The sequence below is a fragment of the Nitrobacter vulgaris genome, from assembly GCF_031453995.1.
GTDB lineage: Bacteria > Pseudomonadota > Alphaproteobacteria > Rhizobiales > Xanthobacteraceae > Nitrobacter > Nitrobacter vulgaris.
This window is the reverse complement of record NZ_JAVDPZ010000005.1, coordinates 146,241-167,274: the sequence shown is the minus strand read 5'-3', so window position 1 is coordinate 167,274 and position 21,034 is coordinate 146,241. Positions and strand designations below refer to the sequence as shown.

25 protein-coding genes and 2 pseudogenes are annotated in these 21,034 nt (G+C 56.6%); 15 read left to right on the top strand and 12 right to left on the bottom strand.

The window, feature by feature from the left end; all coding sequences use genetic code 11:
* The first annotated feature begins 164 nt into the window (after nt 1-164).
* From GGQ85_RS04945 to GGQ85_RS04925, 5 genes are all read left to right on the top strand, one after another.
* A complete protein-coding gene (locus GGQ85_RS04945) occupies nt 165-338 on the top strand; it encodes a hypothetical protein (RefSeq protein WP_309773621.1) in 174 nt (57 codons plus the stop codon).
* 64 nt (nt 339-402) lie between these two features.
* Nucleotides 403-666 carry a hypothetical protein gene (locus GGQ85_RS04940; protein ID WP_309773620.1) on the top strand — a complete coding sequence of 88 codons (264 nt, stop codon included), beginning with the start codon at nt 403-405 and terminating at the stop codon, nt 664-666.
* A gap of 85 nt (nt 667-751) precedes the next feature.
* Nucleotides 752-958, top strand: a complete 207-nt coding sequence (locus GGQ85_RS04935) for a hypothetical protein (RefSeq protein ID WP_309773619.1) — start codon at nt 752-754, stop codon at nt 956-958.
* Nucleotides 959-1,021: 63 nt separating this feature from the next.
* Nucleotides 1,022-1,369, top strand: a complete 348-nt coding sequence (locus tag GGQ85_RS04930; protein WP_309773618.1) for a hypothetical protein — start codon at nt 1,022-1,024, stop codon at nt 1,367-1,369.
* A 140-nt stretch (nt 1,370-1,509) separates the two neighbouring features.
* Complete coding sequence (locus tag GGQ85_RS04925; protein WP_309773617.1) at nt 1,510-1,740, top strand: hypothetical protein; 231 nt, start codon at nt 1,510-1,512, stop codon at nt 1,738-1,740.
* A gap of 132 nt (nt 1,741-1,872) precedes the next feature.
* On the opposite strand, the gene GGQ85_RS04920 is transcribed toward GGQ85_RS04925, so the two are convergent.
* Together GGQ85_RS04920 and GGQ85_RS04915 are read right to left on the bottom strand one after the other, a co-directional pair.
* Nucleotides 1,873-2,322, bottom strand: coding sequence for a hypothetical protein (locus GGQ85_RS04920; protein ID WP_309773616.1), 450 nt, complete (start codon nt 2,320-2,322; stop codon nt 1,873-1,875).
* Nucleotides 2,323-3,008: 686 nt separating this feature from the next.
* Nucleotides 3,009-4,133, bottom strand: a complete 1,125-nt coding sequence (locus GGQ85_RS04915; RefSeq protein WP_309773615.1) for a DNA topoisomerase IB — start codon at nt 4,131-4,133, stop codon at nt 3,009-3,011.
* Between the two features lie 314 nt (nt 4,134-4,447).
* Here GGQ85_RS04915 and GGQ85_RS04910 point away from each other — a divergent pair, with 314 nt between their 5' ends.
* Nucleotides 4,448-5,404 carry a manganese catalase family protein gene (locus tag GGQ85_RS04910; RefSeq protein ID WP_309773614.1) on the top strand — a complete coding sequence of 319 codons (957 nt, stop codon included), beginning with the start codon at nt 4,448-4,450 and terminating at the stop codon, nt 5,402-5,404.
* A gap of 205 nt (nt 5,405-5,609) precedes the next feature.
* Here the strand turns inward: GGQ85_RS04910 and GGQ85_RS04905 are convergent, their stop codons facing one another.
* The 3 genes from GGQ85_RS04905 to GGQ85_RS04895 form a co-directional block, all read right to left on the bottom strand.
* Complete coding sequence (locus GGQ85_RS04905; RefSeq protein ID WP_309773613.1) at nt 5,610-6,545, bottom strand: hypothetical protein; 936 nt, start codon at nt 6,543-6,545, stop codon at nt 5,610-5,612.
* Nucleotides 6,546-7,113: 568 nt separating this feature from the next.
* Complete coding sequence (locus GGQ85_RS04900; protein WP_309773612.1) at nt 7,114-8,286, bottom strand: zinc-dependent alcohol dehydrogenase; 1,173 nt, start codon at nt 8,284-8,286, stop codon at nt 7,114-7,116.
* A 33-nt stretch (nt 8,287-8,319) separates the two neighbouring features.
* Nucleotides 8,320-9,105 (bottom strand): SDR family NAD(P)-dependent oxidoreductase, encoded by a 786-nt coding sequence (locus tag GGQ85_RS04895; protein WP_309773611.1) that lies wholly within the window; start codon nt 9,103-9,105, stop codon nt 8,320-8,322.
* Between the two features lie 379 nt (nt 9,106-9,484).
* Here GGQ85_RS04895 and GGQ85_RS04890 point away from each other — a divergent pair.
* The 3 genes and pseudogenes from GGQ85_RS04890 to GGQ85_RS04880 all read left to right on the top strand — a co-directional run.
* Nucleotides 9,485-9,670 (top strand): annotated as a pseudogene (locus tag GGQ85_RS04890) (DUF6496 domain-containing protein); the annotation flags it as partial.
* Nucleotides 9,671-9,698: 28 nt separating this feature from the next.
* A pseudogene (locus tag GGQ85_RS04885) lies at nt 9,699-10,813 on the top strand (YihY/virulence factor BrkB family protein).
* A gap of 495 nt (nt 10,814-11,308) precedes the next feature.
* Entirely contained in the window at nt 11,309-12,814 is a 1,506-nt protein-coding gene (locus tag GGQ85_RS04880) for an FAD-dependent oxidoreductase (RefSeq protein WP_309773610.1), read from the top strand.
* A 181-nt stretch (nt 12,815-12,995) separates the two neighbouring features.
* On the opposite strand, the gene GGQ85_RS04875 is transcribed toward GGQ85_RS04880, so the two are convergent.
* From GGQ85_RS04875 to GGQ85_RS04865, 3 genes are all read right to left on the bottom strand, one after another.
* Nucleotides 12,996-13,373, bottom strand: coding sequence for a PRC-barrel domain-containing protein (locus tag GGQ85_RS04875; RefSeq protein ID WP_309773609.1), 378 nt, complete (start codon nt 13,371-13,373; stop codon nt 12,996-12,998).
* A gap of 185 nt (nt 13,374-13,558) precedes the next feature.
* Nucleotides 13,559-13,717 carry a hypothetical protein gene (locus GGQ85_RS04870; protein WP_309773608.1) on the bottom strand — a complete coding sequence of 53 codons (159 nt, stop codon included), beginning with the start codon at nt 13,715-13,717 and terminating at the stop codon, nt 13,559-13,561.
* A gap of 414 nt (nt 13,718-14,131) precedes the next feature.
* The gene (locus tag GGQ85_RS04865) at nt 14,132-14,524 is read right to left on the bottom strand and encodes a DUF2231 domain-containing protein (protein WP_309773607.1); all 393 of its coding nucleotides are present in this window, start codon (nt 14,522-14,524) and stop codon (nt 14,132-14,134) included.
* On the opposite strand from GGQ85_RS04865, the gene GGQ85_RS04860 reads away from it, so the two are divergent.
* Both GGQ85_RS04860 and GGQ85_RS04855 read left to right on the top strand, forming a co-directional pair.
* A complete protein-coding gene (locus tag GGQ85_RS04860; protein WP_309773606.1) occupies nt 14,512-14,790 on the top strand; it encodes a DUF3768 domain-containing protein in 279 nt (92 codons plus the stop codon). The genes GGQ85_RS04865 and GGQ85_RS04860 overlap by 13 nt on opposite strands.
* Nucleotide 14,791: 1 nt before the next feature.
* Nucleotides 14,792-15,295, top strand: a complete 504-nt coding sequence (locus GGQ85_RS04855; protein WP_309773605.1) for a hypothetical protein — start codon at nt 14,792-14,794, stop codon at nt 15,293-15,295.
* A 69-nt stretch (nt 15,296-15,364) separates the two neighbouring features.
* Here the strand turns inward: GGQ85_RS04855 and GGQ85_RS04850 are convergent, their stop codons facing one another.
* On the bottom strand, nt 15,365-15,547 hold the full coding sequence (locus GGQ85_RS04850; RefSeq protein ID WP_309773604.1) for a hypothetical protein: 183 nt from the start codon (nt 15,545-15,547) through the stop codon (nt 15,365-15,367).
* A gap of 174 nt (nt 15,548-15,721) precedes the next feature.
* Here GGQ85_RS04850 and GGQ85_RS04845 point away from each other — a divergent pair, with 174 nt between their 5' ends.
* Nucleotides 15,722-15,853 (top strand): hypothetical protein, encoded by a 132-nt coding sequence (locus GGQ85_RS04845; protein ID WP_309773603.1) that lies wholly within the window; start codon nt 15,722-15,724, stop codon nt 15,851-15,853.
* A gap of 880 nt (nt 15,854-16,733) precedes the next feature.
* On the top strand, nt 16,734-16,865 hold the full coding sequence (locus GGQ85_RS20810) for a KGG domain-containing protein (RefSeq protein ID WP_374708846.1): 132 nt from the start codon (nt 16,734-16,736) through the stop codon (nt 16,863-16,865).
* On the opposite strand, the gene GGQ85_RS04840 is transcribed toward GGQ85_RS20810, so the two are convergent.
* Nucleotides 16,850-17,251 carry a hypothetical protein gene (locus GGQ85_RS04840; protein ID WP_309773602.1) on the bottom strand — a complete coding sequence of 134 codons (402 nt, stop codon included), beginning with the start codon at nt 17,249-17,251 and terminating at the stop codon, nt 16,850-16,852. The two genes, GGQ85_RS20810 and GGQ85_RS04840, sit on opposite strands and share 16 nt — an antisense overlap.
* A gap of 319 nt (nt 17,252-17,570) precedes the next feature.
* Here GGQ85_RS04840 and GGQ85_RS04835 point away from each other — a divergent pair, with 319 nt between their 5' ends.
* Entirely contained in the window at nt 17,571-17,792 is a 222-nt protein-coding gene (locus GGQ85_RS04835; protein WP_309773601.1) for a hypothetical protein, read from the top strand.
* Between the two features lie 418 nt (nt 17,793-18,210).
* On the opposite strand, the gene GGQ85_RS04830 is transcribed toward GGQ85_RS04835, so the two are convergent.
* Nucleotides 18,211-18,396 (bottom strand): hypothetical protein, encoded by a 186-nt coding sequence (locus GGQ85_RS04830; protein WP_309773600.1) that lies wholly within the window; start codon nt 18,394-18,396, stop codon nt 18,211-18,213.
* Between the two features lie 947 nt (nt 18,397-19,343).
* Here GGQ85_RS04830 and GGQ85_RS04825 point away from each other — a divergent pair.
* Nucleotides 19,344-20,015, top strand: coding sequence for an HAD family hydrolase (locus GGQ85_RS04825; RefSeq protein ID WP_309773598.1), 672 nt, complete (start codon nt 19,344-19,346; stop codon nt 20,013-20,015).
* A gap of 790 nt (nt 20,016-20,805) precedes the next feature.
* Here the strand turns inward: GGQ85_RS04825 and GGQ85_RS04820 are convergent.
* Nucleotides 20,806-20,997 (bottom strand): DUF2934 domain-containing protein, encoded by a 192-nt coding sequence (locus GGQ85_RS04820; protein ID WP_309773597.1) that lies wholly within the window; start codon nt 20,995-20,997, stop codon nt 20,806-20,808.
* Nucleotides 20,998-21,034 lie beyond the last annotated feature (37 nt).

The window sequence follows — 21,034 nt, the reverse complement described above, 5'->3', positions numbered from 1 at the left end:
ATGCCCGCCACGTCCCACTCGCCAATTGGTTGCGATTTTTTTCAGTAAGAAAGGGCAAGATGGCGAAGGTGCCGCTTGAGGTGCTTTCGCGCGTCGGATCGGTGATAACTTCCGCCCGGGTTCGAGAAGGATCGATGGGCGTTGAACGGAAGGCAGGATGTTAGATGGCCGAAAATCCGCCAGATCAATGTGACGATTTGCTTGTCGCGATTGAACGGCTTGCCAATCCAGCTCAGCCCCTCCCAAACGGCAAAATCGCTGGCGCCGGTTTCATCGCCGCTGCGAAAAAGGCAGTGGCGCGGCTGCAAACACTGATCGACGAGAGCGAAGATCGTTGATGCTCCGAGGCCATCCGCGCCTAGTCGACTCGGGCTGACGTGCGCAAGCAACGGAGTTGGAAGCATGATTGAGGAGGCCCCCGAAATTGAAGTGTCACCTCTGAGTGGTATAGTGGCTCACGATCGACTTGTTGAAGGAGACGAGAGCTGGACGCTTGAAGTGACGGATCACGAAGGTGGATCGACCGTCTGGGAAGATCGGTTTTCTACTGATAATGAGGCGCATGCCGAGTTTTATCGAGTGCTCGAAACCGATGGCATCCAATCGTTTTTAGAAGATCAGCCGGAATCGAGGCATCTCTTGCAAAGGCCCCCTTTCAACGAATGAGGTGATCTGGATCTCGATGAATTCATGACCGCCGCGCAGCGCCAGCCGTCGCCTGGTCACGCTTGGACTGAAGAAGGGAAATAAGATGAAGGCGCCCGATTGGTTCAAAAGGTCTGAGCCCCGTTCGAAAGAGGAGAAGCAAGCCCGCAAGGCGATCAAGGAAGCAGACGCACGCGTGGCTATGGCCGAGCACGAGAAAGCGGCAGAGGCGTTTGCCAACAACCGCGAGCGCATGAAGGCGCTGCGGCTGGCTCGTGAGGCTGGCGAGGGCACTCCGCCGAAGAGGGATTGAAAGCGATCTCAGCGTTGAAAAAGCAGTTTGGCGCCAACTAATGGAAAGTGGGGAAGCGACCGAATGCGTAGGTTCAAGACAAGTTTGTTGATTGGTCTGTCGCTTCTTCCCGCCCTTTGCCTTCTGTTTTTTTCAGGTCTGATAGCTATTGAGACTTGGCCCTACATGTGGGGTTCAACCCCACATGCCCCACCTCCTCCGGTTTCTCCACCTTCTCAACAACTCGACAGTTTTTCCGAAACTAAGCAATTTTTCCTCGCTGTAGCCACCTTTTTGCTAACTACAGTAAGTACCGTCTCGACGCTGTGGTTGGCTTGGCGGAGCGACAAAAGACAGTCTCGTGAATTCGAACTGAAAATCGCGCAGCTTCAATCGGAGCTTGGTAAGGCGAAAAATGTAGCTTCAAATTGATCCGCTTACGGGGAAGCCTAACTACGATGCAGTTAGCGTAGCCGAGGGGATCAGAGTGACGTTTCAATAAGTAGATCACGGCGGTCGAGGGAGCGAAATTTAAAGTACTGAAGTGTTGAAAGGAACCGCGCGAGGGGGCGATGAACAAGCGAAAGGCCTTAGTTCACATCAAAAGTCTGATGAAGGCGCGGGGGCTAGAAACGCCCTCCCCACAGAAAGATAAAGAGCCCGCCCTCGATCCCGTTGAAGCCTTGCATCATATCAAGACACTTTCCCGCGCCGCGCAGGACAGTATCGATATGGCCACAGTGCAGCAGCACTTAAAGATGATCCAAGCGATCGTGGAGAAGGCGCTGCCGATGCGGAAATAAAAACCCCGCCGGAGCGGGGTTTGAATTCGCAAGCAAGCGCGTGGGGTGACCGCTAGCCCATGTTCACCTGTTTCCAGACAGAGACTTCGTTTGGGGCGTAGTGAAGCTGAAGCGGGCTCTCACGTCTCCATGTCAATACCAACCATAGGGCTGGTAGCAGCCGTACCCGCCCCACCCCCCACAACCATAATTCCCATAGCCATACGGGCCGCCGCCCCAGCCCCAGCCACCATAGGGATAGCCCCAACCACCGCCCCATCCCAAGCCACCGAACCCTACCGCAACGGGGAAGCCCCATCCCCAGCCGCCGCGTCGCCATCCTCCGCCGCCCCAACCTCTGCCCGCCCAGCCCACGCGCCTGAACCCGCCGCCGGCGAACCCGCCTCTAAATCCGCCGGGCATCCTCATTCCAAATCCGCCGCCCCGAAAACCGCCGAATCCGCCGCCGCGAAAACCACCGCCTCCAAATCCGCCACCGCGGAATCCTCCTCCTCTCTGCGCTGCCGCCTCATTCGGCACCAGAGCAAGAGTCGATGCAACGATTGCCACGCCACTTAGGATGGCCAGTACTTTCTTGCGCATTGCACACTCCGTTTCACACTTGCGTCAGCCAGAACTTTGAATGGTCAGGTCCATGACGAACATTCAACAACTCCCAGCCGCTCCAACAACGTTCCTACGGGACTGCGTGGCAGCCCGTTCTGATAGCGACTATGGGCGGTAGATCAGCCTGCTGACATTATAGCGGCGCAAGCTGTTAATCTTGCATGCCAACGGTCCTGAAGCACCCCGCCACCCGGCGAGCTTGCTCCCCTAACTGTGTGAAGGCTCCCCCGCATAGCCGTCATCGGCCTTTACCTGCCGGCGCCTGGCCGCCATCCAATCGGCAAGGTCTTTCGGGGTACGGACCATCGCGATACTCCACATGCGACGCGGAAAATGTGATGTTCGCGTCGGCGGATGGAATACGGCCCAGCACTAATGTGCAGTGACAAGTTTTCCAGCCGTCAACGTGAGGCGGTCAGCCTTGATAAGTACGCTGTCATTCCCAACTTACGGCCGGACGAAAAGACTGACGAGGACAAAGACGGCGCAGAATAGCAGACCTACAAGCATGATCTTTCGGTTTGCGCCTTTGTCATGAACGAACATCACGACAGATTAACGGATGGAATTGAGCGAGCAATTTTACGAAGGGACTAACCTTACTGGGTAACCCTATTCGTCTGCTAACCAGTTCTGCGGCAAATAATCGCCTCACCCTATGGCTAGGCAGCGTTCGTGCTCACGCGATTGTTCGCGAGCCGATTGCCTGAGAGTTCACGGGCTAATCGCCCCCGTAACATAGCTAGAACCGCTGCCTCCTCCGGCTTGAGGCCGTCCAACTCGTCCCGCAACTCGTTCTCGACCGCCTTTTTGATTTCAAGCACGAGGTTACCGTCGAGATATGATGTCAGCACCTCGGGATGCACGTAACATTTGCGACAGATGGTCGGGGTGTTGCCCAAGCGCGCCGCCACGTTCTCAATTGCGGAGCGAAGGTTGCGCTTGGCCTGGGCCGCACTGTCGAAGGCCTTCACCTCATTCAGGGCCATTGCTGCAAGGACGGTACCAGCCCAAGTCCGAAAATCCTTTGCCGTAATGTTCCGTCCGGTGATCTCCTTCAGATACTCGTTGACGTCGCCTGAGGTCACGTCCTGCGGCTTCCCATCTTCATCCAGGTACTGCAATAACTCTTGGCCAGGAAGCTCCTGGCAGGCCCTGATGATTTTTGCGATGCGCCGGTTTCTCACGCGCAGCGACCACTGCTTGCCACTCTTACCGATAAATCGGAAGCGGACTTCGTTGCCCTCCACCGTCGCGTGGCGGGTCTTCAGCGTGGTTAGACCATAGCTATTGTTTTGCTTCGCATAGTCATCGTTGCCGACGCGGATAAGAGTGGTTTCGAGAAGGTATACGACCGTAGCAAGAATTTTCTCTCGCCGGAGTCCCCGACATGCCATGTGCTCGCGAATCTGGGCTCGAATCCCAGGCAGAGCCTCAGCAAACGCCACCACGTGTTCGAATTTAGTGCTCTCGCGCACCTCACGGAAACGCTGGTGGTAGCGATACTGCTTCCTGCCTTTCGCGTCGCGGCCCGTCGCTTGAATATGCCCATACGCAAACGGACAAATCCACACGTCAGTCCAAGCCGGCGGAATTGCGAGCGACTTGATGCGACCGAGCGCATTTGCCTCTGTGAGCCTGGAGCCGTCAGCACGAGTGTAGCAGAATCCTTTGCCCGATCTGCGCCGCCGTATACCGGGCTTCCCGTCTGAGACATATCTCAGCCCGGCCGACTCCGCTGCATCCTTAGGATCGACGATCGCCTGCTCGGCCGCGGCTGCGAACAAGGTTTTCCCCTTAGTTTCCTACAGCAGAAACTTCACGCGGTAGTCAAAGTTCCTGACGCGCCCCTCCTCGTTGCCATTTGGACAGGATTAGCGATGAAATAGCCACTTTCGACGTGCTTAAGGCTTTCCGACTTTCTACGGACGCGAGACCTCTTTTCAGAACTTCGACTTGTCGTCGACCTCATAGTCGTTCCCGTTGGCTATGCGCACGCAAAACGCCACTACCGAAGCAAGGTGGTTCAAGTCCAAGTTTTTTTTAGGAACGGGTTCATGAACAGCAGGTTCGTTGTAGGCAAAACCAACGGAGAAGATGAATGTTCATGCACAATAAGCGGCTACAATATACTGTCCGCGTTTCGGAACCAAACCCGGTGCTCGGCTCATTTATGCTCGAACAATTCGGCGGTCCGGACGGTGAGCTCGCAGCCGCGATGCGCTATTTCACGCAAGGTTTGGGAGAAGACGATCCGGGCCGCAAGGACATGCTTCTTGATATCGCCACCGAAGAGCTCAGTCATCTCGAGGTGATTGGTTCCATCGTTGCCATGCTTAACAAGGGCGCCAAGGCGCAGATTTCCGAGGGCAGCATGAAGGAGGCCGAGCTCTATTTGTCCCTCACCAAGGGTGGGAATAGCCATACACAGTCGCTTCTTTATGGCGGTGGACCCGCCCTGACGAACTCCTCTGGGGTACCATGGACTGCAGCTTATATCGACAGCCGTGGGGATCCCACATGCGACTTGCGCTCGAACATTGCGGCTGAAAGCCGAGCCAAGATTGTCTACGAGCGACTGATCAATTTAACAGATGACCCTGGCATTAAGGATGCGCTGGGCTTTTTGATGACCCGGGAAATCGCCCACCAAAAGTCATTCGAGAAGGCGCTCTATGCCATCGCGGACAACTTTCCACCCGGTAAGCTGCCCGGACTCAAACCGTTCGCGGATACCTACGTAAACACTTCGCAAGGCGGCGTCGAGCAGAATGGCCCCTGGAACAGCGGTAAGCAGTGGGACCGGGTGGATGATTTGGAAGCAGCACTTCCCGCAGACGGGGGTGATGGCGATGCTACCGTTCAGCTCAGTTCGATTGACACGACAGCGCTCAAGGCACTTGCGACGCGCACAATGTCGCAGCAAGGCGGCGACCCCAAGACCGGAGCCGATTTGGGCGCTGGTCCTGGCGCAGGAAAGGTCACTGACGGCGATAAGGGTGGCGCGGAAGATATGGACGAAGCCGAAGCAATGGCGAAAAAAAGAACGGCGGCGTAACGCAACGCTGTAAGTGGTACGGTTCACTCTCGAGGTTAGCTAAACTGCTTAAGCGCGGCTGAACCGTACCGCCAAATTTGCTGGCAGACGGCCCGAACAGTCCGGAAGATCGAATGGCTTCCCGGAAGACATTGAGGCGCGCCGTTCCGGCGGTATGGGGCGGGAGATAGGGCGCAAGCCGCCCCATTTGAGATACTTGAGACGGCTATCCGCTTCCAAGTTGGTTGGATCGCCACCATTGAGAAATCGCTTTGGTCAGATCGTCCCACAGGACGGTCGGCAAATCTGGCACCGCAAGACGAACGACATACCTCTTGGCAATTGTGTCTTGTGCCCATTCCGTTGTCGCAAAATCAAAACCAAAGCTTCCCGCGTGACGGATAGGAAGGCCAGCTTGACCGAGATGTCCACTCATCTCGGTGGCGGCTTTACGGGCGGCAGCTTCATCAACAAGTCGCTCGGAACCTAAAGTAACATAGAGGCCGTGAACAAACCGGAGCTCCGCTTCCGAACCATTGAGAGCCGTACGGAAATAACGGGAACTTCGGCGGCCGTTGCTCAGAATTGATGCTACCCTCCAGCGCGTCAATGATCGGAAAGGTGGATTTCCAACATACGGGGGAAAATGGTCGGGAAGCGCAGCCCCTCCAAATAGCCTTACCGCTGTTTGGGTTTCGATGAACAGCCGATGAAGTTCCGACCCACAAGCACGGCCTTCGGCGTTTATAAAAGCAATCGACCCCAGGCGGCCATACTCTACCCCCAGCGAGTCCAGTTTTGTATGGCTCCGAACAAGCACGACAGGAATGTCCGACCGCTTTGCTTGTCGCAAAACGCGCCGCATCATTGCAGAGCCGCCGGCAAAGCAGGTAGTGTCGAAAATCAAAAGGTCGACCGAGGAATTCAGAGCATAAAGCGCGGCTTTAAAGGACCAGGCCGGTACACAAGAATCGAGCAAAAGAAATTTCGGCGACCCTTGCTGTCTGACGAGATTCTCATCCGTCAGCTCAACGGTCCGCAAATGACGTGCATACCCTTGGATCAATTCAATCGTTTCTGAGTACGAGCCCGGTGAGATCAAGATGTCTGCTTTGCGCCAGACGTGACTCGTAGCAAGCAAGAGCGCGGTGATCGCAGCCATCCCAGACGCGGTGTATATTGTCGAGGCTACAGATATCTCGTCCAATTCATAGAAAGAGGGACCGTCTACGCCGAGGTCCGCGCGCTGGTAATCATAGTTGAACTCGAATGGACCCGCGACACATGGCCTGTGCGACCAGGATGTCTCTGTCGCTCTCCAGTTACCAAAGTCGTGCTGAGCCCGCAGTGCCGCCGTAAGCTGAAATTTTTGCTCAACGACGTCGTTTGGCGAGCGGGGCGGTCCGAGACACAGAGGCCTAGTAAGGCAATTGTTGAGGAGCGCAATCTCCTTTCGTTTCCTATCCAGATATTCTTCGGTGGTTTCCACTTGTGCTTTATCCAGAGGCATCAGCAGACATTCAACGTTCGACCTCGTCGGTAAGATCCAATTCGTCGCCGGCAGAGGTCAGAATGAAACGCCAGCGGATCCTTGCGCCTCCGCCGACGTTTGCCTCGCGGCGGGTTCGGATTTCTGACAGGATCTAGTAGTGAAACCAAAATTTGCACTGACTGGGTTTGATCTCTTTGAGTCCTGAACGTAAGCAATAGTTGCAATCTGCGGGTAGAGCTCAAGATGGCCTCAGCACCACTTTAATGCACCCGTCGGCCTTGTCGCGAAACGTCTCGTAGAGCTTCGGTCCGTCGGCAAGCGTTGCGCGATGAGTGATTACAAATGAGGGATCAATCTCGCCCTGTTGAATGCGATCGAGAAGCTGAGGAAGATAATGCTGAACCGGGGTCTGAGCCATTCGGAATGTGAGGCCGCGATTAATCGCCGATCCCATGGGTATCTTATCAACGAACCCACCGTAAACGCCCACAATTGAAACCACGCCGAAATTGCGGCAGCATTGGATCGCTTGCCGAAGCACGTGAGGGCGATCGGTCCCCATGAAAGTCGCCACCTTGATGCGGTCAACGACTGCATCGAACCCAGACCCAGTGTCGGGCTCGGTACCAACCGCGTCGATGCAAGCATCTGCCCCTCGACCGCCCGTCAGATCCTGGATGCGATCGTAAATATCATCTTTCCTAAAATCGAGCGCGATTGCACCGGAAGCCTCAGCCAACCGCAATCGCTCCGGAACAGTATCGATGGCGATGACACGTTCGGCGCCAAGGAGGAAGGCGCTTTTGATGGCGAACTGGCCGACCGGTCCGCACCCCCACACTGCAACCGTCTCACCACCTTTTAGTTCGCAAAAATCCGCAGCCATAAATCCTGTCGGAAAAATGTCGGATAGAAATAGAACCTGCTCGTCCGAGAGCCCATCTGGAACCTTGATCGGACCGACGTCGGCGTAAGGAACACGCATGTACTCAGCCTGCCCGCCGGGAAAGCCGCCGAGAAGATGCGAGTACCCGAACAAACCGGCCGGTGAATGGCCCCACATCTCCTCCGCTTTCTTCTTGTTCGGATTGGACCGCTCGCACCCGGAGTAGAAGCCACGCTTGCAGAAAAAGCACTCACCGCATGAGATGGTAAAAGGCACCACCACGCGATCGCCAATTTTCAGCTTCTTATTATCGCGACCGACCTCGACAACTTCTCCCATGGTTTCGTGACCGACGACATCACCCTTTTCCATCGTCGGAATAATGCCGTTGAAAATATGAAGATCAGAACCGCAGATAGCGCAGGCGGTGACGCGAATAATTGCATCACGCCCGTCTCGAATGGCGGGGTCGGGGACGCTCTCGCAACGAATGTCGCTCTTGCCATGCCAAGTCAACGCCTTCATCGCCACCGCCTTTTGCCAGCGTCTAGGTCTCGCTCAATGTTCTGCCGTACCGGGCTGGGCCATTTTGCGGTGCTGCTCCGCCAGTGTCTCAGCTGGCGTGATGTTCGCCAGGGACGACTGCAGCTTATTCTTCCAGCCGCTCACGACATCCCCTTCACCCTTCATCATGGCCTCGAAGCCAGCCTTAGCAACATCGGTCGGATCATCCTTCTCTTCCGTCCCGACCTTGGTATCCATCATGTCAGCCCGCCTGAAAAATTCAGTGTCTGTTGCGCCCGGCATGAGGCAAGTAACCGTTATGCCCGTATCTTTCAGTTCCTCACGCAAGGCAAACGAGAAAGAATTGAGGAACGACTTGCTGCCGTTATAAACAGCCTGAAAACTGCCAGGTACGAAGCCGGCGATTGAACCTGTGATCAGGATGCGGCCTGCATTGCGCCGTCGCATGTCGTTCCCGATCTTATGGATCAAATACGTCGTTCCCACGATGTTTGTGTCAATCACGCGCCGTGCCCTCTCATAGTCCTGATCGAGGAATGAACGGCCGAGCCCAATCCCCGCGTTAGCGAGAAGCGCGCTGACAGGTCGTCCCTTCACTGCGGCATAAAGTTTGTCGATACCATCCTCCGAAGCAAGATCAGCCTGAACGGCCTCGACCATAGCGCCACCGGTACTCAGGTCATTAGCAACCTGTTCGATCGCAGACTCGTCGGCGGCGATCAGCAAGCTGAACCCATGGGTCGCGCAACACCGCGCCAGTTCCCGGCCGATACCGGTTGATGCGCCTGTAATAATCGCTAATCCGTTCTTGTCCGACATAAACTGCTCCTGGTGCATGCATTCGGCAACTGCATGCTTCTCAGAACGTTCCTAACGCCCCATTGGACGATGAGCGTGCGGCTTGAGATCCCGTCAGAAAGAACGAAGCCTCCAAACGGAAGTTGGGAGGCCAGGACGGGCTTATAAATGCGCTCCTAATCAGTTGATCAGAGCCGCTGGCTTACCTCCGGCCCTGCTCGGGGGTTACCCGTTCCATATAGGCAGCTTTCCGCGGCTCTCATTGCAGGAACCGCACGTCTCCTCCCCGCATTGTTCTCGAATGCATCAGTTGGAGATGGCCATGGCAAAGAAGACGAAAGCCTCAAAAAGAAAGACGAAGACCCCGAAGAAGTCGACCAAGCCATCTAAGCAGACCACCAAGAAGCGTCGCTATTCGAAAGGCGCCGGAAAAGAGGTTGGAAAGGAGATGCGCCGCTATAAGAAAGGTGTGACGAAAAGCGGCCCCAGCGGCAAGGCCGGCAAGGTGAAGAGTCGCAAGCAGGCCATCGCCATCGGCCTTTCAAAGGCACGCAGCAAAGGCCAGAAAGTCCCAAAGAAAAAATCCAGCTAATCTGAGTGACAGTGAGCCACTGATGGCTGTTTCAGAGCGAAGATCTAACCAATTGCTGGACAGCGAAGCAGGGCTCGTCGCGACAATGTTCGGTATCCTGGCTATCATTGTCCTGAAGCGGTCTTTTACGCAAAACAACAAGAAGCCGCCGCTTGGCGCATCACGCCGGAATGTATCGCCTGGAACTCTCGCGGCCGAGGCCGACGATCGCGGCCGCCACGCACAATCTCCTTCCGAAATCTCCGTCAAAGGATGGAAGGACATTTTTCTCCGGGTGTATGCGAATATAGGCGAGCATCGCATCCTGTCCTTGGCCGCTGGCGTAACATATTACAGCATTCTCGCAATCTTCCCTGCCCTCGCGGCGCTTGTCGCCATCTATGGCCTGTTTTCCGATCCCATCGGCATCGCGAAACATCTCGATGAGTTGTCCAGCGTGGTGCCGAGCGGCGCGATAGATGTGGCGCGTGAACAGCTCACGCGGCTAAGTTCGAAGAGTTCTCAGAGTCTTGGCTTCACCTTCATGATCGCGCTTTCCGTTTCCCTGTGGAGCGCGAACGCCGCAATGAAATCAATGTTCGATACGTTGAACATCATCTATGGCGAGCAGGAAAAGCGCGGCTATATCAAGCTCAACGCGATATCACTGACGTTCACGATCGCAGGCATCGCATTCATCCTTGCTGCGCTCGGCGGCGTTGTGGTTATCCCGATTTTCCTGAACTATCTTTGGCTTTCGGATGCCGCCGATTTCCTCGTTCGTATCATGAGATGGCCGGCCATGTTTGTTGGCTTGGCGCTCGTCCTGGCGTGCATGTATCGATTTGGCCCCAGCCGGCAAACGCCGCGTTGGAGGTGGATCAGTTGGGGCAGCACCATCGCTACGCTGGCCTGGCTTGCCGCTTCGGCCCTGCAGCGAATTTCGGCAAGTTCAACGAAACCTACGGCTCGCTCGGCGCAGCCGTCGGATTCATGACTTGGCTTTGGATCTCGGCGATCCTGATCTTGCTGGGGGCAGAGTTGGACGCGGAAATGGAGCATCAAACGACGTTCGATACCACGACCGGCAAACCGAAACCGATGGGGATGCGTGGCGCACGAATGGCAGACACCTTAGGCGCTCCGCAAACACTCTGATCAGTCATTGGATTGAGGCATTCTGCGGTCTGTGAAATGGAGGTCTCCCGTGGAAACGTCTCATTCCGCCCGAGCTTGTTAGTATCACCGCCATGCGACCGGCCCAGTCTTTCGGGGACGAAAAACTAGCGTGAACATTCGTGACATGAGCCTTTCACATGTCGGCAACCGCGAATGACTCTGGGTTCGAATTCAGATGCTTCGTTTATCACGCGAACAACTTCGCTCCAAGACTTGCGATGGGGACGATCACATATGCAATCCCGGGGCGGGAGCGGCCGCCGAGAACCGCCGAGACAAGCCGGCTCACTTGTCCCCTGGTCCCAACGCGTATCCAGAGCTTAGCTGCGATGCCTCGTTTGGCCTTCGCTGAAGCTCGCGAGCGTCCTGAACGATTAGACCGCGATTCTCGGTCGGCTGAAGGATGTCAAGGATGAGGCCCCTCAATTGGAACTCTGACAGGAGAGCGGACGTTTTCAACGTTTGGGAGTTTTCATGACCAGCACCTCGATATGGATGGATGTTGACGTAATGCCTACCGCCGAATCGCTGGTTGGGGAGACAGAGTGCGATGTTGCAGTGATAGGATCAGGGATTGCCGGCATTTCAACAGCCTACGAACTCTGCAAGCGCGGTAAGTCGGTTATCGTGATCGACCGCGGTCGCATTGCGGGTGGTATGACGTCCCGGACATCCGCGCACCTGGCACCTTTATGCGACGATCTCGTAAGCGAGATGGTCAGTCTCAAGGGGCTCGAAGCCACAAAGCTCTTCTGCGACAGCCAGGCAGCAGCTGTGAACCGTATCGAAGAGATTCAGAAAAATGAGAACATCGACTGCGATTTCCGAAGGCTGGATGGCTACCTGTTCCAGGGTCGCGGTATGCCGGCCGACATCATCGAAAAGGAGCTCGACGCGGTCCGCGAGGTCGGAGCGCCAGTGGACCGGCTCAAAGGTATGCCGTTTAACGGATGCGAGAACCGCTATGTTTTGCGCTATGCGAGACAGGCGGCTTTCCACCCGCTCAAATACCTCGCGGGGGTGGCGAAGGCCTGTGAAGAGAACAGCGTTACCTTTTTCGCGAACAGTCCGGTTGGAGAAGTCGGGGAGAAAGACGGCATCGTCACGGTTAAGACGGCCCGGGGCGTTATTCGCGCAAAGCACGCGGTTGTCGCCACCAACTCATCGATCTCGGACCGCTTCGCCATTCACACCAAGACCGCGCCGTATAGAACCTATGTCATGGCGTTTGAAATCGAACGCGGAGTGTTGCCCGATGCGCTCTACTGGGACACGGAAAATCCTTATCATTACGTGCGGCTTCAGCCGGGCCCAGGACAAACCGATTTTGTGTTGGTCGGTGGTGAAGACCATAAGAGCGCAACGGCAGATGATGCTGACATTCGCTTTGGAAAGCTTGAGGCTTGGGCGCGCAGCCTGATCCCGGCGCTGAAAAAAGAGACCCATCGTTGGTCCGGGCAGGTGCTGGAAACAGTCGATTATGCTGGCTTTATCGGCCGCGATCCCGGGGGCAGCAATATTTATGTCGCTATGGGCGACTCAGGCCAGGGATTAACCCATGGCGTCATGGGCGCGATGCTAAACACGGGTCTTATTCTCGGCGAAGATCATCCATGGAAGGATCTGTATGCGCCCGGCCGAATTCCGCTCAAAGCGGCAAAAAACTTTGTTACGGAAAATATAACAGCGATCAGAAGCTTTGCTGAATACGTTGCGCCGGGAGAAATTGGCTCACTCGACGAGCTTAAACCCGGGCATGGCGCAATCGTCCGGCACGGCCTCGAAAAGCTTGCCGCGTACCGCGACTCTAATGGCGGCCTGCATCTCAACTCCGCATCCTGCAGCCATGTCGGCTGCCACCTGCACTTCAACAGTTTCGAGACTTGTTGGGATTGCCCTTGTCACGGCTCGATGTTCAGCGTGGATGGATGTCCGATCAATGCTCCTGCCATAGGACCACTTGGCGAAGTCAAGGAATAAAGGCTGCTGAATGGGAGGTGGGGAGTGGGATGATTTATAGCGCCAAAAACGGTAATTGATCTGCAGCCGCTGCTGGCGCTTGTCAGCCGGCGGAAAGCAGGCCTTTTTCCAACTAGTCTTGTCCTCGCTGAGCTGGCGAATACCGGCTCAGCTTGCTAAGGTCAAAAGCGGGGCTTCTTGTTTATCCGAGCGCCGAATGAGTAACGCGGGGGCCATAGTAGTCGTCGACTGATTTGGTGCGGCCAGGCTCGTCCCAATTCCAGCTGCTCTCGTCCTGATACTTCGGAGCGTTCTCGAGATGGTCCGCGGTGACACCCATCCGGTACCCTCCAACTTCAGTGTCATACTTCAAACTATCCCATGGAAGCGGATAGTGGTCGTTGCCGATACCGAGGAAGCCGCCGAAGCCGAGAACCGCGTACGACACGCGCCCGCTCGTTTTCTCGATCATGACGCGCTCAATCTCGCCGATCTTCTGGTTGTCGGGGCCGTAGACGCCGGTCCCTTCCACCTTATCGCTGCCGATCATTGTGCTTGTCTCTCTTCCTTCAATAACCATGGAATTCTCCTTTGTGATTTGAAGAAGACTAACTGCCCTCGCGACCGCGTTTTGGTTTTCGTACGGCAAAAGGCCGCTGCGGCGGGCAATTTTCTGTCGGGGGAGTTAGCGGCCGAAGAACAGCCACAGCAGAAGGATTACGGGTATCGGCACGCCAACGAGCCAGAGCAGGAGTCCGCGTCCCATCACTGTCCGCCTCCAAAATACACGATGTAGACGACCACGAAGGCCGCGATCACCAGAGCCGTGCCCGCAACCAGGACGTTGCGTACAGTGGGGCCGCGCTCCGCGCCGCGCGCTTCCATCGCAGTCTCGACAATATGTCCGTCTTCCATTCTTGCCATGTCAGTTCTCCCGAGATTTGTGCTAAGCGGATGCAGCTTTCTCCGCTTCAGTCAGAAGTTGAACACCTTCAGCGAGCGATCGTTCCGCGCGCCGTTATCGGAAGCGCTGCGAAGGGTCATGCAGGACCACGTGAGGCACGGTCCGAACTCCTGGGTGCATAAAAAGAAACCGGACCGTGCCAGCCGCCGGCAGGAGACCGCCGCCGCCTGCAGAATAATTCCGTTAAAAGTCTCTCGTTCCTAAGCTTCGCGCCCGGTTCGCTGCTTCTTTCATCTCTTGCCGCGCGCCATTCTGCTGACAAACATAAACTCTGCGAGGCGATTGGCAGGGTTGAGACAAAATGATGAAAACCCCCGCAGTACGGGGGTTTCATCGCTTGAATGCATGCAAGGCTGCTTGGAAAAGCTTCGCCTCTAGTCGGCCACGCCTACGCGGTGTCGGAACACCATTTCGCCGCCCTTCCAGCCGGCGAATATAAGCACGAGGACGACGATGCCCGAGAGGACCATGCCAGTCGGCACTACGGCGGAGCTGCCATGCTCGAACCTCGAATACCAGTTAAAGAGCGCGAGCAGCAGCGCGATGCCGTTGCTGACTGCGTGCACCCGCGTGTCGGACAGGTCGCGGACGCGGTTGTCGCCAAACACTTCGACAAGGCCGGTTACGGCGGCGACCGCGGCCGTAATGAGCCCAACGCTGAGGAGCCAGAACGAGGACGTCGCCCAGAACTCATTTGAGGTCGCGTAGAAGGCGATGTCTGAAGCGAAGGCGAAAACGAAGCAGGCGATGGGGAATGCGATCACCATTGGGTGGATGGGATGTCGACGGTGGCCGCGCTGTGCCGACGAACAGGAGGAACGGGGTGCTGACGTCCGTCAGGCTCTTCGGCCCGTTCAACGGGGACAACGACCCCCACGGCGAGCATGACTTCGTGTCCGTCAAGGTGGACGGCGAAACGTACTTCGGCAAGATCGACTACTACGCGCCCAACATGGAGCACGGGAGCGAGGACCCGGCGGACGAAGCGAAGACGGTCCGCGTGCTCACGATAGCACGTTCCTCGGAATACTGACGTGCCCCGCATCAACCGCGCGTACGTCACGCGGCTGGAGGACCTCATCATGCAGCTCGATAGCACCTTCTCCGACATAGAGAGCTCGCACACCAAGGGCTACCTGTCGCGGGACATGGCCGCGTTCCACAAAGAGGCCGGCCGCATCCGCGACAGCAGGAACGCAATGGCGAAGAAGACCCGAGGGCCGCTTGGCCTTCTTTTTTTAGCAAGCGCGCCTGCGTCATTCTGTCAGCCGGCGCCGATGGAACGATCGGAATCCGAAGGCATTCAGTCTGCGGCGATGGCGACCTTCAGTTACAGCATTACGGACCTTTCCCAGTACGAATCGGACCTCATCGAGGTCCCGTGGGAGTCGGAGCACCAAGCGGTCAGCTTCGGGAGCGAGATCGCGCGCGAGATGCTCGAGCGGATGCCCGAATTGGCGGTCAGGGGCTGGAGCGTCAGCGTGTACGACAGCAGGAGGAAGCTCGTCTCAGTCGTTCCCATCGCCGCGGTTTGCTAGTCGGGCCGCAGTGACAAAGCAAAGCCGCCAGCTCTTGCGGAGCCGGCGGCCAATTCGCGCGCGAACCAATCAGCTGTAGCTCTCGCCCTCGCCGGTGCCCGAGGACCCCTCGCCCTTGTTCTTCTCGTCCTTCTCATCATCCTTCTTCGGAATCTTCACGCCCGGCTGCTGGTTGGGCTGTACGCCGGCCTTCATATCGGACTTCAGCGGCGCCTTCGAGCTGTGGTCTACCTTGTCGTTCGGGTTTGACATCGAACTCTCCATGCTTCGTGTGCGCCGGTAATGCGCGAGCGCGCGCAAAGTTCAATTCGCATCGCATGCGGCTTACCACCGTAGGTTGGCGCGTGCTTTTGTCGCGGATGCGGCCCCTTAGGAACGCGCGCGAGGCGCCCATGTTCTTGCCATCAGCGAAAAGGAGACCTTGCAATGGGCAGCGATAACAGCAGCTCGAACTTCCCGCCGCCGGAACCCAAGCGGGACCCAGAAAAGGCGCTGGAAGATGAAAGGCGGAATGAGCCGGACAAGTGCCGCATCATCCCGTTCCGAAAGAAACGGTGATAGCGCGCAAAGCGTCGGCTTAGACTAAGAGCTAAGTGCCGAGGGAAGCCGTCCGCGCCCGCGAGCTAAGGGGTTTTCTTTTGCGCCTACTAGTGCTGCGTTTGCGTTGAGGCTGCCGGCGGGCTCGTGGGCTTATAATGCGTGCCACGCCCACTAGCAGTAATTAGGACCAGCACCACGATGAGCGCAATACCGACAACCCAGCTTGTCTCGATGCTAGTCATATTGCTCGCCCTCCTGAGGTATGCAGTCGGGGCATCATGCTGCGCCTTGTCATCAATAGCAACCTGCGAGGCGCCGGTTCACGCTCGCCGTGACAGATCTCGAAGCGCCGCTGCGGCCTCTGTCCCCCTCTCCCGACGCTTATCCCCATGCTCGCGCTTAACGAGCGGTCGTGAGTGCTATACAGGCGCTAAGGTTCGCAGGGCGCTTATGAATTGATCTCACCTAGTTTATGCATTCAACCGAGTATTCGGACACTAGCTGGCCGGGCGTTTTCTACTCGCCGGCAAGCCGCAAGTCGCGCCTGGTCACTTTCCTGCTCGCGTTCTTCCTGGGCATGTTCGGGGCGCACGGCTTCTAATTCGGTAAGACCGGCACCGCGATCGCTCAGCTCGTGCTCTCGATCACGGTCGTCGGCATGCTGGTATCCGGGCCGTGGGTCTTAGTCGACTGGATCGCTATCCTGTGCGGCAATTGCAAGGATGGCATGGGCCGCAGGATTACCCGCTGGGATAACTAGCATGCGGGACTTCTTCACTCGGCGCACCAGAACAAATTTCGAATTCGCGGGCTCTGGCGTCTTCAGTATTCTTCTCGTTTACGCAGATGGCTGGTATTTTGCGCTATGGTTCGGATCGTACTTGCTCTTTAGAGCCGTATCAGAATTTCTCGCTTATCGCGGACGGGCGCAGGGCAAGAAGAACAACCGGGCAATTTCGCACATGGTCCGAAGCGAGCGGCGAAGGCGGGCCGCAAGGGTGGGAAGACTAAGCACTACTCGCATCGATAACTTTCGGTCTCGCGCGGGAAACCATTGAGCACGGGGCTGTAGCGATGGCCGTCTGCCGCAGCAGCCTTGTCAGAGAAGCGCGCAATGCATTCGAAGTCGTCCATATTGGCCGCCAACTGGTTCACCAGCCAAACGCGCCAGTATTGGTTGCCCGAATACCCGCAACCCAGGGGCGGACGATACGAGGCCGCGCCGGCGCTCTCGCTCGACATTTCCCAGCGCGTCGCATCGATGCAGGCGCCGTAGCGGGCCTTGCTCACCGGCCGCCATGCTAGCCGGCCCGTTTCCTTATGGGTCGCATACCCCGCCCACGGATTTTCGCCGGACCCGGATGGGCTGCAGGAGCCCATGAGCATGCCCCACAGGAGGACAAGTATGATACGCAACTCTCACCTCATCTCGGCTAGACGAACCACTTCCCTACCCTACTAGCAGCGTCCCGGCCATCCCCTCTCCCGCTTGAAGCGGGATCCCTGCCCGATAGGGGAGCGGGAGCGTGCAATAATCTCGGTATGGAATTCGATAACTTCTCAACCAAGCAGCGCTAACGAGCCGGCGGCAAGCGATGCCCCGACTGCGACACTGTGTCGTGCTTTCCAACCCGCGTCTTCAACTCCGTCGTGTACAACAGGCTCATCTGCGAGCGCGGCCGCGTCGTCGACGGCAAGGGCCATAGGATCAGGGCCGCGTGCTACGATAAGGCTCATGGCGAAGAAAAAGGAGAAGGCCGCTCCGGCTGTTGAAGAGAGCGGGCTTCACCCGAACGCGAGCTCTTCTGCCGATATATCACTCAGAATAAAGCGTGAATATCTATTGATCCGAAGTGTTATTCTTCATTTTCTTGTTGGGCTTATTGCGATGCATCGACGTGCTTGCGGGCTCCTTCCCATTCCTTGGAGCCATCATCCTGTTGTGTCCCGTGGCTGAACCGGATGCTGAGTTAGCGCCTTGCTCTCCCGCAGTGGGCACACCAGTGCGCGGATGCGCCCCACCGTCGACATTGTCGCCCTGGGCGAATGAAGTTTGAGAGCATCCAAGAGCGAGACCGAAGCCTATCACAGCCAATGCAAACTGCTTAGTCATACCCTCACCTCCATCATGTTTGCCATCGCGGTACAAAGTAAGAGGCGCAGCCAGAAATCGTTCCAGTATTCTCGGAACCTATCTCGTGCGCACTGTATTCTCTGACGGCTCATCGACACCTCTAAAACTGTAGCCCGCCCCCGTAGTGGAAGGCTTTTCTATGCAGGTGCCTCAGGTGATCAGACCCGGCCTTTATTTTTGCAAACACCGCTTCGCCCGCGCTATCTGATTCTCAGACACGCCGGCCGCTTTTGCTACCGCTTCAGCTTTTTGCCTCACCTACAGCAGCGACCACAGTTCGCACGTCGGCGCAGGTCGCTATGTGTTCACGGAGCCATTTCTTGACGGCGGCCGCCGACACGTCGGCATGGGCCTTTTCACCGATCAGGCATACCAGTCCGAACCCGACCCAGACAACAACTGCGAGGAGAAACCGATGCCTCTTCATTGCAGTGCGAACCTTGCGCCGTGCGATTGCACGATCTTGAAGCCTGAATCGGCCGGGGATGGATAGGCGTCGAATGACGCTTGCTATTTGCATAGTAGTCAACCCACCCCGATTATCTGGCGCTCCAGCACGACGACGGCTTCTCACGGCAAATAGTGAGGGAGCAACGTTCGTAAACCGCAGTCAGTTCCTTAGCGAGTCATAGCGATCGGATCGGTCGAGACCGACTTGCGGCCTGGGCAATGTGCCCACAGCGCACTCAGCTTTATAATTGGCGAGAACTTATGCCGTACTACGCCAGCAGGTAGGCGGCATACCTCGGGAAGGTCCCGCGATATCTCGCGTGATGCCTGACTCCACCAGCCTCATGAGCATCTCATTTGGCATTTGCTCTAGACTGTCGAAGAGAATACGGCGGCCTCCGATGAGCCCGTCACCAATTTCGCTCGGGATGAACAGGCCGTACTTCACGTTCTCACTGACAGACGCCACTCGCTCAACGACAGCACGACCAGCCGCTATCTTCGTACCCGTGCCCACTAAGCCCCAATACCAGTCAAGAGATGAGAGACCGCGCATACCCGCAGTTTGCCGATTTGCACTTTCCAGTGGAAGCATCGCCAATTCGGAGTGACCTAGCGTGAGAACCCGCGGAACGATACCGCCGAGAGATAGTTTGAGCACGTGGAGGTGACAAATGCATTCAGCACCAGGAAATCAAATCCCAGATATGCCAAATCCTATGCCGCCCTCTTCTCCCGGCCCGACCTCATTCCGGAGATCAAAGAGCCACCATCGCCGGATTTGCCTGGCGAGAGGCCCATTCCAAATCCGGATGAAAAGCGAGATCCTCCAGAGCGAACCTAACCAATCGATGAGCTGCTCCATCTAACGGGAGCTATCGGCGACTAAGCGTTGCCGCTTCTTTTGATCAGGAAGAATATTAATTGCCTAAGGCCGCTATCTTCGACCTAGACGGTACGCTTCTCGACTCAGTCGATCTGCACGCGCTCGCATGGCAAGAATCTTTGGTCAAATTCGGCCATGCCGTGCACTTCGAAAACGTCCGCAGCCAGATTGGCAAGGGCGGGGACAAACTCATTCCTGTCTTCCTGTCCGCCGACGAACAACGTAATTACGGCGAAGAGCTGGCACGATGGCGAGGCAATCATTTCAAGGATAAATATCTGCCGTTTATCAGGCCCTTTTCGGCGGTTCCTGAACTGTTGCACCGCGTGCGCGAGGCTGGACTTCAAATTGCCGTCGCTTCATCCGCCAAGAGGGATGAGCTCGATAATTTTCTTGAAATCGCGCAAATCGTAGATCTGGTAGATGTTGCGGTCTGTTCGGACGACGCCGAGGAATCAAAGCCGGCGCCGGATGTTTTCGAAGCCGTCTTGAAGAAACTTAACATCCAAGGACTGGATGCCATCGCGATTGGCGATACGCCCTATGATGCCGAAGCAGCCGCGAAGGCCAACGTAGCTACTATCGGTGTGCTTTGCGGCGGCTTTCCGGAAAAGGCATTAATCGACGCCGGATGCGTCGAGATTTTTCGAGGACCAGCCGCGTTGTTTGCCCGCTTTGGGGATAGCTTACTGGGGCGATCCGAAATCTAATTCCACGACGGAATGATGGCTGAGCGCCTGGAGGCCAAGCCAGCGCAACCATTACTTGTCCGTGAAGAACGTCAAAAGCACTTTCTTGTTTTCGTCAATGAGGCACAGGAAAGTTCGTCTTGTGTCTTGTTTTCCGTTTTCCATAAAGGCGTCACCGACCACGACTGTCTTGGTGTGTCCTAGATCTTGGATTTAGCCTTCGTGACTGTCATGCCTCGACGTCGAGTGTCATGTCTTTAATCGCCGGATTGCGCTCCCGCAGAGCCACCAAGCCGGTGGATTGGCATAATTCAGGACCTTGAGCCGCCGCGGATTGAACTGACACACAAGCTAACAGCAGCTACAGCATTGGTCGATTTCCAGACCGTCATCTTGATTCCCTCAGATAAGCCGCGGCGATGATGCTTCGAGACGGTCAAGCGTGCTCGGACGAGTGTCGCCCACGTACGCCGGGATCGTCAAAATTTACAGCGACAAACGGGATACTTCGAGCGAGCATCACCTTTATGATTGCGTCGGATTGTTCACGCCATGCCGAACTGCCGCGAATTGGGTTATGCTCATCCGCCCTGGCGTCGGCTTCAGCCAAAATCCGTCCGATGCTTTCGTGCGCCTCGAGCAGCGTCTCTTGGGAAGCGGTTTCGAGATTCCGATGGTGCAAAATATCACCGCGCATTTTGAAGCCACCGTTTATTACCGACAAAAGAGGTCCGCCGGCGTGAACGCCGCTGACACTCCTAGTCAACACGTGGCAAGCCGCTCATCATTCGCGCGGTGGAAGTGACCTCCCCTAGGACGATGTCGGTGCATCGTCCGGACTTCCCTTCGGGTCCTCGCCCCGGTCCTGCAGTCCTGACAATTCCCGTTCTGAAGTATGCCAGAACTCGTCATCGCGATTGTCAGGCTTGCCATGCGTCTCCCACAGTTCTTTGGCGCGCTGACGGATCTCTTGTTCTGATGGATTTGATGGTTTTGATGGCATCGCTGACCCTCTCCATACGTTCGTACAGACCTCGTCC